We start from the raw sequence: 13992 nt of genomic DNA, 5'->3' as shown, positions 1-13992 counted from the left end.
GAACTCTCGTTTTTTTTCGATTTCCTTAATTCCACGAATCTCAAACAAACAGGCCCAGTCACCTTTGCCGTCTTCATATGGAGCAGAAATACTGATGGACAGTCGCTCGACTTTTGATGCATGCACAGCATCAACTTCATAAATGAGTGCCTGTGGTTTGAGGGGCATGTTGTTCTTTTAATGATCCATGTGGCTGCGAAAAAATAATCGCGCCGTTTTTTGGCTCATATTCTGGAGCCCATTTTTGATGGAGGCGTTTAAGCCGCCCCCGGCGCGAGGCCGCGATCGCTGGTTCCGGCGAAGGTCATGATGCGCTGGAACTCGGGGGTTTGGGCGTGCTCGTGGGCGGTGAGTTTTTCCATCGCCTGGGTGCGGTTCAGTCCGTCGCGGAAGAGGATGCGGTAGGCTTGTTTCACGCGCTCGATTTGCCCGGGCGTGAAGCCGTTGCGCTCAAGGCCGATTTTGTTGATCGTGCGGATGACCGCGGGGTTGCCGTCGGCAATCATGAAGGGCGCGATGTCCTGCACGATTTTTGAATAGCCGCCGAGCATGACATACGCGCCGATGCGGCAGAATTGGTGCACGCCGGAGTTGGCCCCGAAGACGACGTGGTCCTCGACCGTGACGTGGCCGGCAAGGCCGGCGTAGCCGCTCATGATGATGTTGTTGCCGAGCACGCAGTCGTGCGCGATGTGCGCGTAGCAGAGGACGAGGTTGTTGTTGCCGAGAATGGTGTGCTCGCCGTCGTTGGTGCCTCCGTGGACGGAGACGAATTCGCGGAAGGTGTTGCCGTCTCCGATGCGCACGCCGGGGTTGCCGCCCTTGTATTTGAGGTCCTGCGTCTTGGCGCCGATGTAGGCGTAGGGGAAGACGTCGCAGTTTTTGCCGAGGTGCGTGTTGCCCTCGACGGTGCCGTGGTGCCGCACGCGGGTGCCGTCGCCGAGGCGGACTTGCGCGCCGATGTAGGCAAAGGGACCGATTTCAACGCCGTCGCCGAGTTGCGCGCCGGGTTCGACGACCGCGCTGGGGTGGATGAGAGTAGGCATGTGGAAAAATTTAGTTTTGAAATTGCGGAATATTGATCGTTGTCAGGTAGCCGTTACGAATGGTTGCACGATTAAATTGCAGAATCGTCGTTTTTCTGCGTCAGCCCTGACTGCGATGGAGGCACTTTCATCTTCAAAGTAAATGAAACCAAACTGGAACCAATGAAAACTGCAATCGGTGCCACCGCCACGATATAAAAAACACTGCCTTCGAGTGGCGGCAATAGAACATGGGAAATCAATACCACTGTAAGAGATAATAAAACCAAGCCGCTCGCTTTCTTTTTTCGCCAGTCGAAAAAAATAGCAAACAACATACCAAGCAAAGCGACATCCACGGTAATGAGCAGAAGTATGGCGCTTTCGAGAGCACGAAACAATGCCTTTGGGCACAAAAGCACGAATAGCCAGAATGCGCAAAATAGATTGCTCAATAGGCATTTCATTTTCGGCTGGGGGTTAATCTGGATTTGTCACGAGCCGCCCATGTTTCCGGCGGCGTCAACGAGGGTGAACATGAGCTCGGCGCTCGACACGACGTTGCCGCCGACGGTGCAGGTGGCCTCGGCGACGGCGAGTTTGTTGGCGCGGATTTTAGTGAGCTTGGCGTTGATGGTGAGCTGGTCGCCGGGGCGCACGGGGCGGCGGAATTTGATCTTGTCGGCGCTCATGAAAAACGGGGTGCGCCCGTCAACGCTTATGCCGCGCAGGAGGAGCAGGCCGGAGGCTTGCGCCATGGCTTCGAGCTGGAGCACGCCGGGCATGAGGGGCTCCTCGGGATAGTGGCCCTGGAAATAGGGTTCGTTGATGGAGACGTTTTTGATGGCGACGAGCTCGTTGTCGCCGATGAATTCGATGACGCGGTCAACCATCACGAAGGGGTAGCGGTGCGGCATCATTTCGAGGATGCGCTTGATGTCGAGCGAGGTTTCGTTGGGGCGGAGCGTGTCGGCGCGGGCGGCCTTCTTTTTCGCGGGCTTCTTTTTGCGCTCGAGGAGTTTTTCGTAGAGGGCCTTGGTGAGGTCGGCGTTGATGGCGTGGCCGGGGCGCGTGGCGATGATGTGCGCCTTGAGGGGCATGCCGAGGAGCGTGATGTCGCCGACGATGTCGAGGATCTTGTGGCGCACGAACTCGTCGTTGAAGCGCAGGCCCTCCTTGGAGAGGATTTTGTCGCCCTTGATGACAACGGCGCAGTCGAGGGTGCCGCCCTTGATTTTGCCGAGCTTGAGGAGTTCCTCGATGTCCTCGTAGATGGTGAAGGTGCGCGCGGCGGCGATCTGCGACATGTAAATGTCGGGGTCGATCGAGATCGAGAGGTGTTGGGTGTGGATGCCGCGGTCGTCGGCCGAGGTGCAGGAGATTTTGAGTTCGTCGGCGGGGAGGGCGATGATGGTGGAGTTGCCGCGCGAGACGGAGACGGGGGCGTCGAGCGTGAAGTATTCGCGGTCCTTGTCCTGCTCGACGGGCTCGGCCTGGAGGATCATGTTGACGAAGGGGCGCGCGGAGCCGTCCATGATCGGGGGTTCGGAGGCGTTGATCTCGATGAGGACGTTGTCGATGCCGCAGCCGGTGAGGGCGGAGAGGATGTGCTCGACGGTGTGGAGCTTGGCGTGGCCGACCTGGATGGTGGTGGCGCGGACGAGATCGGAGATTTGGTCAACGCGGGGGCGGAGCTCGGGGCTGCCGGGCAGGTCGACGCGCTTGAAGACGATGCCGTGGTTTGCGGGCGCGGGCCGCATGGTCATGGTGACTTCTTCGCCCGTGTGGAGCGCTTTGCCTTGTATGGTGACTTCCCGAGCGAGAGTGCGTTGTTTCATTGGTCGGTTGAACGTTGTAAAAAGGAAGAAGCTTTAAAAACAATGAGCTTTGCGCAAGCGCGGAGATTGGGCGGGACGGACGGGGCAATATGCGAAAGTATTGCAATGCGGCGGGGCGCAGGACGGGGAAGGGTGGGGCCGTCCGACTGATCGCGTTGCAAAAAATACTCCCCGTGAATTGAGTGGGCGAAAACCGGGGCGGAGAAGAAGGGCTAACCCACAGATGTCACAGATTTTCACAGATGCGGAGGTTTGCATCTGTGAAAATCGGCGTCATCTGAGGATTATTAAAACCTTCTCAGGCTCCCTTTATCGGTTCCAGTTTGTATCCGTCCTTGCCGTCGAGCATCGTCCAGCCTTTGCCGGCGATTTCTCCGCGGAGGCGGTCGGCGGCGGCGAAATCCTTCGCTTTTTTCGCGGCCCAGCGTTGCTCGGCGAGCGCGGTCACATCGGCGGGAGCCTCGGCTTTTGGCGCGACGGGTGCGTCGAGTTTCAGGCCGAGGGCGAACATGGCGCGCGCGAAAACCGGCGCGTCGAGTTTCGATTCGGCGGGGCCGCGGTTGACGAGCGTGAAGAGCGCGCCGAGGGCGGCGGGTGTGTTGAGGTCGTCGTGCAGGGCGGCGAAAAACGGATCGAGCACGGTGTCGTCGCCACCGGAGGGCGGAAGCGCGGCGGCGAAGGCGCGGAAGGTGGCGAGCGCTTTTTCGGCGGCGTGGAGCGAGTCGAGTGTGAAGTTGAGTTGTTTGCGCGGATGCCCGGCGAGGAGCGCGTAGCGGAGCGCCATCGGCGTGTGGCCCATCGCGGCGAGCTGGTCGAGCGTGTAGAGGTTGCCGAGCGACTTGCTCATTTTTTTGCCGTCAACGAGGAGGTGCTCGCTGTGATACCAGTGGCGCGAAAAGGTCCGGTCGTTGCAGCACTGGCTTTGCGCGATTTCGTTTTCGTGATGCGGGAAGAGCAGATCGACGCCGCCGGTGTGCAGGTCGATGGTCGGGCCGAGGATCGCCTTGCTCATGGCGCTGCATTCGATGTGCCAGCCGGGGCGCCCGGCGGCGGCGTTGCGCGGGCCGGGCCACTGGTTGGGGCCGTCCTCGGGCTTGTGCGCCTTCCAGAGGGCGAAGTCGGAGCCGTCCTCCTTTTCGTCGGCGTCGGCTGCGGAGGCCCCGGGCTTGCCGGCGAGGGCGGAGCCGGGCTTGAGCTCGCGCTCCTTGACGCGGGAGAGCGCGCCGTAGGCGGGATAGGAGGAGACTTTGAAATACACGGAGCCGTCGGGCGCGACGTAGGCGTTTCCTTTTTCGAGGAGCACGTCGATCATGTTGACTTGCTCGCTCATGTAGCGCGGGTCGGTGGCGCGGGGCTCGTCGTGCGGCCGCAGGCAGTTGAGCGCGTCGCAGTCGGCGTGAAATTTTTCCGTCCACTGGCGGGTGACCTCGGCGAGCGTGCGGTTTTCCTCGCGCGAGCGGCGGATGGTTTTGTCGTCAACGTCGGTGATGTTGCGGACGTGGCGGACTTTGTCGGCGCCGAATTCGAGTTCGAGCAGGCGGCGGATGAGGTCGTTGACGACAAAGGTGCGGAAGTTGCCGATGTGCGCGGGCGCGTAAACCGTGGGGCCGCAGTTGTAGAAACGGAAAACGCCGTCGGGCTGGCCGGGCGCGAGCGGAAGCGCGGTGCGTGTGAGCGAGTCGTGAAGACGAATAGGCATGAGGGGATGAATTAAGAATTAAGAATTAAGAATTAAGAAAGCAGAAATTCGAGCCTGCCAGAAAGACCCATAGACATGTTGACCCGGGGCATCGGGCTGGCGGGGGGGCACGGTTACTAATTGCCAGCAAGTTTTTATCAGGACTCGCAACGGCTGCGCACCCCGCAGTTCGCTTACAAGCCGACCTTGCGCACAACGCCGCCGGTGTTCATCGACCACGCCGCCCGCCACGACCATCCCGCTTTCCGGCCGGCGACCTCCGCGGTGCTTCGGCAAAAAATAAAGCTCAATATGAACGATGTATTTAACGAAAAGAAAAAAGCGCCATCGGCGGCGGAATCCCGATCATCGAGCACAGCGTCATGATGACCTATTCGGTGGCATTCTAAAAACAAAAGGAATTTTCTTAAGGACGTGTTTCGAACGGGGCGTGCGTGCGTCCCGTGTGTGTTTACAGGCCTTTTGCCGGACAATCATTCGGACAAATAAAGGATTTAGTGTTCCAATACTTATTCATCACACCGCTACCATCGGGGAAAATTAAACGGGCTTCATTGGCTTTTCCCCTAAAAATATTCTTAAGCTATACTGCATGCGGACTGGCTTTGGCCGTTAGCGGGCTGGGCGCGCTTGCCGGCCCCGCCAAGAATTACGGGCGGCAGAACGCGGCTTCGTGTCGCGCCAAAGGTATGTTTTTTCCCCGCCGCACTGTGGGTTTTGCGAAAAAATTGTGTATTTTTAACCGACATTTCCGGCATGTTCTTCCGCGCCCGGGCGGCGAAAAATGAACATTGTTTTCGATGATGAAAATAATGCGCGGGAGGGGTTTTATGATTTGTCAATTTGTTGCAAAACAAGTGATTGCGAAATTCTTATGCGGGTGGATGGGTGTTGTTTTTTAGATTGTGACAAATCCGGAGTATGATTTTCCGCATGCCTCCCCGCCTGTTTATTGGGGCTCGGTAAAAACGCATAGTAGCATATAAATTGGATAATAATGCTTGCATGAGAAAAAACATATTACTCTATTGGCGTTCGTATGGCAAACGACATCAAAAACGAAATTGCAGTAACAAAAGCAAAGCTGGCGGAACTTGAGAAGTTTCAGAAGATTCAGGGGAAACTCGCAAGCCTGCCCGCGGCTTATGGATTCAATGACATTGATTCCTTTATCAAGGCGCTCAAGCGCGCCGTCGGCTCCAAGAAGCCCGGACGTCCCGCCAAGGGTGCGAAGGCCGCCAAGGCTCCCAAGGCCAAAAAAGGCAAGAAGGGCAAGCGCGCCCGCATCACGCCCGAGGTGAAGGATCAAGTGAAGGCCCTGGTTGCCGATGGCAAGACTGGCGCCGAAATCGCCAAGAGCCTTGGTATCTCGCTCCCGAGCGTTCAGAATATCAAGAAGGAATTCGGCCTCGTCAAAAAGCGCCGCTAATATCCTGGCATCCAGTTGCTATAAACAATCACAAAGCCCCCGGTTTTTCCGGGGGTTTTTTTGCGGGGCCGGGTCTCTTTGCTTTGAAAAGATAAGGGGGTGGCAATTGACAAATGCGGGAGCGTATTGGATGTGGTTTGGCATGAAATGCCCCTGCGCCATTTGTCCCATAGTCGCGCGGATGGCGTTTGCGGCTGCAAATATTACCGGTAAGGGAAACGCGTGAGAGTTGTGGGGATGTGGGCCATGCGAACATCAAAGGGAGGGGCTGGCGTGGCATTAAAAATTGAGACAGTAATGGAAAATTTTGATATGCAAAAAAATACCTGAATTTTTATTATTTCCGTATTAAGTGCGAAGGGTTGTTTTAGACTTCAAGTGATGCGAGATTCAGCGAGTTCGGACATGCGGGCATATTCAAATCACGGTTGCTCGGTGATCGCATATACAGTGCCGGGCAAGGGGAATAAAAAAACGCGGGAGTTCCCGCGTTTTCGTTTTAATTCAAGTCGATGGTGCTCAATACCGGTAGTGCTCCGGTTTGTAGGGGCCGTTCACCGGGACGCCGAGGTAGGCGGCTTGTTGCTTGGTGAGCTTGGTGAGCTTGACGCCGATTTTTTCCAGGTGCAGGCGCGCGACTTCCTCGTCGAGGTGCTTCGGCAGGCGATACACTCCGACTTCGTAACGGTCGCGGTTTTGCCAGAGGTCGATTTGCGCGAGCGTCTGGTTTGTGAAGCTGTTTGACATCACGAAGCTCGGGTGGCCGGTCGCGCAGCCGAGGTTCACGAGGCGGCCTTCGGCGAGGAGATAGATGCTGCGTCCATTCGGGAATACGAACTGGTCGTATTGCGGCTTGATGGTGATGCGCTTCACGCCTTTCTCGGCGTAGAGGCGGCTGACTTGGATTTCGTTGTCGAAGTGGCCGATGTTGCAGACGATGGCCTGGTCTTTCATCCGCTTCATGTGCTCGAGCGTGATGACGTCGCGGTTGCCGGTGGTCGTCACGTAGATGTCGGCGGTGCCGAGGGTGCTTTCGGTGGTGTTGACCTCGAAGCCTTCCATCGCGGCCTGGAGGGCGTTGATGGGGTCGATTTCGGTGACGATGACGCGCGCGCCGAAGCCGCGCAGGGAGTGGGCGCAGCCTTTGCCGACGTCGCCGTAGCCGCACACGCAGGCGACTTTGCCGGCGATCATGACGTCGGTGGCGCGCTTGAGTCCGTCGGCGAGGGATTCGCGGCAGCCGTAGAGGTTGTCGAACTTGGACTTGGTCACCGAGTCGTTGACGTTGATGGCGGGGACGCGGAGTGTTTTCGCGTCGAGCATTTGGTAGAGGCGGTGCACGCCGGTGGTGGTTTCCTCGGAGACGCCGCGCCATTCGGCGGCGATGGGGCGCCAGAAATTTTTGTTCGTTTTGTGAACGCGCTTGAGGAGGTTTTTGATGACTTGCTCCTCGTGCGAGGCGGAGGGAGTGTTGACCCAGTCGGAGCCTTCCTCGAGTTCGCAGCCTTTGTGGATGAGGAGGGTGGCGTCGCCGCCGTCATCGACGATGAGTTGCGGGCCCTTGCCGCCGGGGAAGGTGATGGCGCGCAGGGTGCAGTCCCAGTAGTCCTCGAGGGTTTCGCCTTTCCATGCGAAGACGGGCACGCCGCTTTTGGCGATGGCGGCGGCGGCGTGGTCTTGCGTGGAGAAGATGTTGCACGAGGCCCAGCGAACGCTGGCTCCGAGGTGCTTGAGCGTTTCGATGAGCACGGCCGTCTGGATCGTCATGTGGAGCGATCCCATGATGCGCACGCCGGCGAGCGGTTTTTTGGCGGACGCGCCGTATTTTTTGCGGATGGCCATGAGGCCGGGCATTTCGTGCTCGGCGACGGAGATTTCCTTGCGGCCCCAGGGGGCGAGCGCGATGTCGCGGACGTGATACTTGGACGTGATTGAGAAGGCGGGCTTGGACATGATTTTTATTTTGGATTTTCGATTTTGGATTTTGGATTGGGAACCACCGCTCCGAAGGATTTCCGGATGACGCTTGAGCAACCCCAAATCCAAAACTCACTTATTTGACGGCGGCGCGGAGGGCGGCGGTTTTGTTGGTTTGCTCCCACGGGAGGCCGGCTTTGCCGAAGTGGCCGTAGTTGGTTGTCTCGCGGTAGATCGGGCGCAGGAGGTTGAGTTGCTTGATGATGTCGGCGGGTTTGAAGCTGAAGACTTTTTGGACGGCGCGGGCGATTTTTTCGTCCCCGACTTTGCCGGTGCCGAAGGTGTCAACAAACACGCTGACCGGGTGCGGGTAGCCGATGGCGTAGGCGAGCTGGAGCTCGGCGTATTTGGCGAGGCCGGCGGCGACTATGTTTTTGGCGGCCCAGCGCGCCATGTAGGCGGCGGAGCGGTCAACTTTCGAGGGGTCCTTGCCGGAGAAGGCGCCGCCGCCGTGGCGGCCCCAGCCGCCGTAGGAATCGACGATGATTTTGCGTCCGGTGAGGCCGGAGTCGCCTTGCGGGCCGCCGACGACAAAGCGGCCCGTGGGGTTGATGAGATACTGGGTGTTGCCGTTGAGGAGGTCGGCGGGGATGACTTTGCGGATGACGTTGTCGATGAGGGCGGACTCGATTTGCGCATGCTCGACGTCGGCGGTGTGCTGCGTGGAGATGACGACGTTGACGACTTCGACGGGGCGGTCGTTTTCGTAGCGGATGGAGACTTGCGATTTGGCGTCGGGGCGGAGCCACGCCCATTTTTTGCCGCCGGTTTTGCGGATTTTGGTGAGTTCGCGTCCGAGGCGGTGGGCGAGCATGATGGGGAGCGGCATGAGCTCGGGTGTCTCGTCGCACGCGTAGCCGAACATGAGGCCTTGGTCGCCGGCGCCTTGCTCGGCGGTTTTCTTGCCCTTGGCTTTGCGTTTGTCGACGCCCTGGGCGATGTCGGGCGACTGGCTGGTGAGGTAGTTGTTGATGAAAACGGTGTCGGCGTGGAAGACGTCGTCGTTGTTTGTGTAGCCGATTTCGCGGATGGCGTCGCGGACAATGGTTTCGTAGTTGAGCCTGGCCTTGGTGGTGATCTCGCCGGCGAGGATGACGACGTTGGACTTGACCATGGTTTCGCAGGCGACGCGGGAGGTTTTGTCCTGGGCGAGACAGGCGTCGAGGACGCTGTCGGAAATATAGTCGGCGACTTTGTCGGGGTGCCCCTCGCCAACGGACTCGGATGAGAATACGAATGTTTTAGCCATGATAAAAAGGAGAAAAGTTGCGCAAGAGGGTGGGGCGTTTTCGTGGGAGCGCAAGGCAATAGCATCAACGTATACGGATTTCGTGATGCGTTTTTGATGAGTGAAATTTCCCATGTCATCTTACTCGCTGAAAACGGGACTGTCATTTTTGCCGCGCCACAACAAAGACGGTAAAAAACACCGAATCATGCATGGCGTTGAACCCATCCCATGCAAAAAACAAAAACAGCGGATGATGCTCGAAGCGCGTGCGCGGTTCGAGAATGCGCGCCGGTTAGCTTTTCACCGTTATCAATTCGCACGATACCGCGCGTTTGGTCGCGGGGTCGAATGTCACCAGCGCGGCTGACATGCGCACATCGCCCTCGGCCACTTCGAAGCGGCGCGGCATGCCGTCGAGGAAGCGTCCGAGCACCGGTTTCACTTCGCGGCCCAACACCGACGCGTAGGGGCCGGTCATTCCCACGTCGCACATGAACGCGGTGCCGCCGGGCAGCACGGATGCGTCGGCGGTGGGGACGTGCGTGTGCGTGCCGAGCACGGCGACGGCGCGTCCGTCGAGATGCCAGCCCATCGCTTGTTTTTCGGACGTGGCCTCGGCATGGATTTCAACAAAGACACCGTCGGTTTTGTCCTCAAGCTCGCGCAGGACGCGCTCGGCACCGAGGAACGGGCATTCGGCTTTCATTCCCACGAACTGGCGGCCAAGCATCGTCGTCACGCCGAGGCGGAAACCACCGGCTTCGAGGATGACGTATTCGCGTCCGGGGCACGCGGCGGGAAGGTTGGCGGGGCGGCAAACGCGGTCGAGCGCGCCGATGTCGTGTTCCCAGCCTTTTTGATCCCACACATGGTCGCCGAGCGTGATGGCATCCACGCCCGATGCGAGGAGCGTTTTGGCGATTGCGCCCGTGATGCCCGAGCCGGCGGCGGAGTTCTCGGCGTTGGCGACGACAAAGTCGATGGCGCGCTCGTCGCGCAGCGCGGCGAGTTTTTCAATCACAATTGCGCGCCCGGGTTTTCCGACGATGTCACCAATGAAGAGAAATTTTAACATGGGGAAAAACTTGCGTGAGAATCGGCGCAAATCGATCCAAATCGATTTGAGTCGATTTGCGCCGATTCCCCCGCAAAATAACCAATATTTTACCCATGCTTCCCATTACCGACCTCGCACGTTCAATCGGCATCAACCAAGACCACCTCTCGCTTTACGGCAACGACAAGGCGAAGGTTTCTCTGGCGGCGCTCGACGCGGCGCGGGCGCGCCGTCCGAAAAACGGGAAACTTATCCTCGTTTCGGCGATCACGCCGACCCCCGCGGGCGAGGGCAAGACGGTCACGTCGATCGGGCTCGCGCAGGGCATCAAAAAAACCGGGCGCTCCGCCGCGCTGGCGTTGAGGCAGCCCTCGATGGGGCCGGTGTTCGGGCGCAAGGGCGGCGCGGCGGGCGGCGGACTCAGCACGGTGCAGCCGGCGCGCGAGATCAATCTGCACTTCACGGGGGATTTTCACGCGATCACATCGGCGCACAATTTGCTCGCGGCGGTGATCGACAACCAGCTTCATTTCAAACAAACACGGCTCGCGCCGGAGGGCGTGCTTTGGAAGCGAGTGCTTGATTGCAATGACCGCGCGCTGCGCTCGATTCGCACGGGAGTGGACTCGGCGACGGAGCGCGCGGGCGGCTTCGACATCACGGCTGCGTCGGAAATCATGGCGGTGCTTTGCCTGTCGGAATCGCTGGCGGATTTGCGCGCGCGGATTGACCGGCTTGTTGTCGGTTTCACCGCGGAGGGCGAGCCGGTGCGCGCGTCGGAGTTTCGCGTCACGGGCGCGATGTGCGCGCTGTTGCGCGACGCGCTAAAACCGAACCTCGTGCAAACAGCCGAGGGCGTGCCCGCGTTTGTGCACGGCGGGCCGTTTGCGAATATCGCGCACGGATGCAACTCGGCGCTGGCGACGCGCATGGCGCTTGCGCACGCGGATTACGTGGTGACGGAGTGCGGATTCGCGTTCGACCTCGGCGGGGAAAAATTCATCGACATCAAATGCCGCCAGACGGGACTCGCGCCGGACGCGATTGTGCTCGTGGCGACGATTCGCGCGCTCAAGATGCACGGCGGCGCGGCGCTTGTCGATCTTGAGAAACCGGACGTGGCGGCGCTCACCCGGGGCCTTGAAAATCTCGCGGCGCATCTCGACGCGGCGAGGAGCTTCGGGCGCCCGGTGACGGTGGCGATCAATCGCTTTCCCGTCGACACGCCGGAGGAGTTTGCGGTTGTTCGCGAGTTCTGCGCGGCGAACGGCACGGGGTGCGCGCTCTCGGATGTGTTCGCGCGCGGAGGCGAGGGCGGGGTGGAGCTGGCGAACGCGGTTGTGGAATCAATCGCCGCGGCGGAGAAAACCCTCTCGCCACTGGAGTTCGTTTATGCGGATTCGATGCCGGTGCGTGAAAAAATCGGCGCGATTGCGCGGCGAATCTATGGCGCGGACGGGGTGGATTTCCTGCCCGAGGCGGAGCACAGGCTTGCATTGTTCGAGGCGGCGGGGTTTGGCGGGCTGCCCGTGTGCATGGCGAAGACGCAAAACTCGATTAGCGATGACGAGAAGAAGCTCGGACGTCCGCGCGGGTTCCGCATCACGGTGCGCGATTTCGAGCTGGCGGCGGGCGCGGGATTTATCGTGGCTCTCACTGGCCGGATGATGCGCATGCCGGCACTGCCCAGGGTGCCGAGCGCCGAAAAAATCGACGTGTCGCCCGACGGCGAAATCACGGGAATATCGGGCGCGTAGCACGGTCCGCCAGTTCTCCGGCGCGCCTGTTTGCCGGGCGTAAATCAATAAACGCGAACGAATCATTGAATCCGCGTCCTTATTTTCCTGCTAAAAACTCATGAGGAGAATGAAAATCAACAAAACTCGGCCCGTCTCCATTTGCCTTTCGCTCAACCCGAATATCGACAGGGAGCTGTCGGGGATCAAGTAGGCGGCACGGAGCTTTCGGCGCGGCGCGCGCTTGATGGAAATATAGAGGACGGAGGGGATATCGTGCCTTCACGCGGCAATGCGGACGTAAATCATGTTGCCCCGCGTTCGCCGAAGGCATCGAAATGGGTGGATGCAACAGGTCTCGGGACAGACGAACTCAACGCAAGGCTCGCAGGACTCCTGTCAGGAGAAAATGCCCGTGTTGTCACATGCGAGCGGGCCGTGCGATATCGTGCACGACATGGACTATCCAGAGAGGGTGGAGGCGATGCGCGCGGAGCTGAGGGACAAGCCGGAGGAGCTTCAGGAGTTCGAACAATCCCTGAAGGAATACAGGGAGAATCCGGAGGAATATTGGCGAAAGGTGGTGCTGGAGTCGAGGCGTCTCGCGGGTCTGATTTCGTAAGCGCGTTGGAAAACACCTTCAAAAAGAAGGTGGTGTTCTACCGCTCAAGTGAGCGGGCTAACTTGAAGACATTTATCGAGCCAAGCGGCCCAAATACAATATTCATAAACTCGGCGACAGACGCGCCTGAAAATGTATTAATGGGGCATGAGCTTGGCACCCGCTTAAGATTCAAAACGGCCGGCTTTGGAGTGATTTTGCAAATGTAGTGGACGGTGTGGCTCCGATGCCGAAGGCTTATCGAAAGGACAGGCTTTTGCGTGGATACAGTGAAGCGGAGGTGCGCGATGAATGGGCGAGCGATATTATCGGGCGGTATTTTGATGATGAAAAATTTTGGGATAAGCTTCAGGCTAACGCGGCGAGAAAGGGTATGCTGGCACAATGCAAGCAGGTTGTGGCGCGGGCGATTGACTGGTTGAAGTCGATTACCAAAAGGAAGCCTCGGAGGGCTTTGGAGAAGGGGACTATTATTTGAGGGAGGTGCCCGAGGATGACGGCCCGGAAGAGGGGAGCGTGATGGCGGGGATTTCCGACGGTGTCGCCGCGGGTGCAGGGGCGGGGGCGATGCCTGTTGCGGGAATGTTGCCGGCGGGCGCCGGTGCGTTTGCCGGGCCTTCCATGAAGGTGATGCGGTTGAGCAGGTCGTTGAGACGCCTGCGAAGGACGGCCTCCTCCTCGGTGACGGTTTTGTTGTAAGTGCTGTGCTCGAAGATGCGCTCGGCGAGCTCGATGCTGATCACGTAGATGTTGCCGTTGTTTATGAAGATGAAATTGCCGCGCTTGGCGACGTGACCCGACTTGGGCGGGAACACAAAAACGCGGTGTGCAAATGCGGAGCCGTTGGGAAGGAGCAGCTGCGTGAAGAGCGTGCCGCCTTGCGTGCCGTTGATGAAGCGGGCGTTGGGCTCGGTGCTGGTGCCGGGGACGTTGCGGGTGAAATCGCGCTGGATGAATTGCTGGAAAAACCACACGAGGAATTCCTTGCGTCCGCGCTTGGTTTCCTCGGCGCGCAGCTCGTCGTTCATGCGAAAGCAGCCGATGGTCGCGTGCTCGCCGTAGTCATCCTGGAAGGTGACGGTGTTTGGCGTGTCGTTTATCTGGCCGCCGAGCTCGGGGAGCACGGGGATGGTGACGCGGAAAAAACCGGTGGACGAGGTGTATTGGTCGTTCTCGACGGATCCGTAAATGTGATACTCCTCGTCGTCGCCGTAATATTCCTGGCCATCTGCAAATATGCCGGGCGCGGCGGCCTCCTGCGCGTGCAGCGCGGGCGCGGCGGCAAAAACGAACAGGGAAAAAAGGGCCGGCGGCACGGCGGTTAGTTTTTTCAGGTAGGATGTCATGTATGTGTGTGTGCGACCGGACGAGGGATTAT

The 13992-nt window shown here is 59.2% G+C and carries 12 protein-coding genes; 4 read left to right on the top strand and 8 right to left on the bottom strand.

Annotation, left to right across the window (positions count from 1 at the left end; translation table 11 throughout):
* Positions 1–257: 257 nt before the first annotated feature.
* From lpxA to cysS, 4 genes are all read right to left on the bottom strand, one after another.
* The gene (lpxA, locus tag M2447_RS00720; RefSeq protein WP_277556917.1) at positions 258–1046 is read right to left on the bottom strand and encodes an acyl-ACP--UDP-N-acetylglucosamine O-acyltransferase; all 789 of its coding nucleotides are present in this window, start codon (positions 1044–1046) and stop codon (positions 258–260) included.
* 71 nt (positions 1047–1117) lie between these two features.
* Positions 1118–1447, bottom strand: a complete 330-nt coding sequence (locus M2447_RS00715) for a hypothetical protein (protein WP_277556915.1) — start codon at positions 1445–1447, stop codon at positions 1118–1120.
* 72 nt (positions 1448–1519) lie between these two features.
* A complete protein-coding gene (locus M2447_RS00710) occupies positions 1520–2863 on the bottom strand; it encodes a bifunctional UDP-3-O-[3-hydroxymyristoyl] N-acetylglucosamine deacetylase/3-hydroxyacyl-ACP dehydratase (RefSeq protein ID WP_277556913.1) in 1344 nt (447 codons plus the stop codon).
* Positions 2864–3161: 298 nt separating this feature from the next.
* Complete coding sequence (gene cysS / locus M2447_RS00705; protein WP_277556911.1) at positions 3162–4562, bottom strand: cysteine--tRNA ligase; 1401 nt, start codon at positions 4560–4562, stop codon at positions 3162–3164.
* Positions 4563–4682: 120 nt separating this feature from the next.
* On the opposite strand from cysS, the gene M2447_RS00700 reads away from it, so the two are divergent.
* Both M2447_RS00700 and M2447_RS00695 read left to right on the top strand, forming a co-directional pair.
* Positions 4683–4928, top strand: coding sequence for a hypothetical protein (locus M2447_RS00700; protein WP_277508265.1), 246 nt, complete (start codon positions 4683–4685; stop codon positions 4926–4928).
* A gap of 673 nt (positions 4929–5601) precedes the next feature.
* Complete coding sequence (locus M2447_RS00695) at positions 5602–5991, top strand: helix-turn-helix domain-containing protein (protein ID WP_277556910.1); 390 nt, start codon at positions 5602–5604, stop codon at positions 5989–5991.
* Positions 5992–6510: 519 nt separating this feature from the next.
* Here the strand turns inward: M2447_RS00695 and ahcY are convergent.
* The 3 genes from ahcY to M2447_RS00680 form a co-directional block, all read right to left on the bottom strand.
* On the bottom strand, positions 6511–7944 hold the full coding sequence (gene ahcY / locus M2447_RS00690; RefSeq protein ID WP_277508260.1) for an adenosylhomocysteinase: 1434 nt from the start codon (positions 7942–7944) through the stop codon (positions 6511–6513).
* Positions 7945–8044: 100 nt separating this feature from the next.
* Positions 8045–9217, bottom strand: a complete 1173-nt coding sequence (gene metK, locus M2447_RS00685) for a methionine adenosyltransferase (protein WP_277556908.1) — start codon at positions 9215–9217, stop codon at positions 8045–8047.
* Positions 9218–9491: 274 nt separating this feature from the next.
* Entirely contained in the window at positions 9492–10274 is a 783-nt protein-coding gene (locus M2447_RS00680; RefSeq protein ID WP_277556906.1) for a TIGR00282 family metallophosphoesterase, read from the bottom strand.
* A gap of 77 nt (positions 10275–10351) precedes the next feature.
* On the opposite strand from M2447_RS00680, the gene M2447_RS00675 reads away from it, so the two are divergent.
* Positions 10352–12013: a formate--tetrahydrofolate ligase gene (locus tag M2447_RS00675; RefSeq protein WP_343215358.1), complete on the top strand. Its 1662-nt coding sequence runs from the start codon at positions 10352–10354 to the stop codon at positions 12011–12013.
* A 436-nt stretch (positions 12014–12449) separates the two neighbouring features.
* On the top strand, positions 12450–12614 hold the full coding sequence (locus M2447_RS00670) for a hypothetical protein (protein ID WP_277556903.1): 165 nt from the start codon (positions 12450–12452) through the stop codon (positions 12612–12614).
* A 470-nt stretch (positions 12615–13084) separates the two neighbouring features.
* Here M2447_RS00670 and M2447_RS00665 read toward each other — a convergent pair whose 3' ends face one another.
* Positions 13085–13960, bottom strand: a complete 876-nt coding sequence (locus tag M2447_RS00665) for a hypothetical protein (protein WP_277556902.1) — start codon at positions 13958–13960, stop codon at positions 13085–13087.
* Positions 13961–13992: the final 32 nt, after the last annotated feature.

Source organism: Ereboglobus sp. PH5-10, assembly GCF_029504735.1.
In the GTDB taxonomy this organism is placed as follows: Bacteria; Verrucomicrobiota; Verrucomicrobiia; order Opitutales; family Opitutaceae; genus Ereboglobus.
This window is presented reverse-complemented; position numbering and strand designations above follow the sequence as displayed.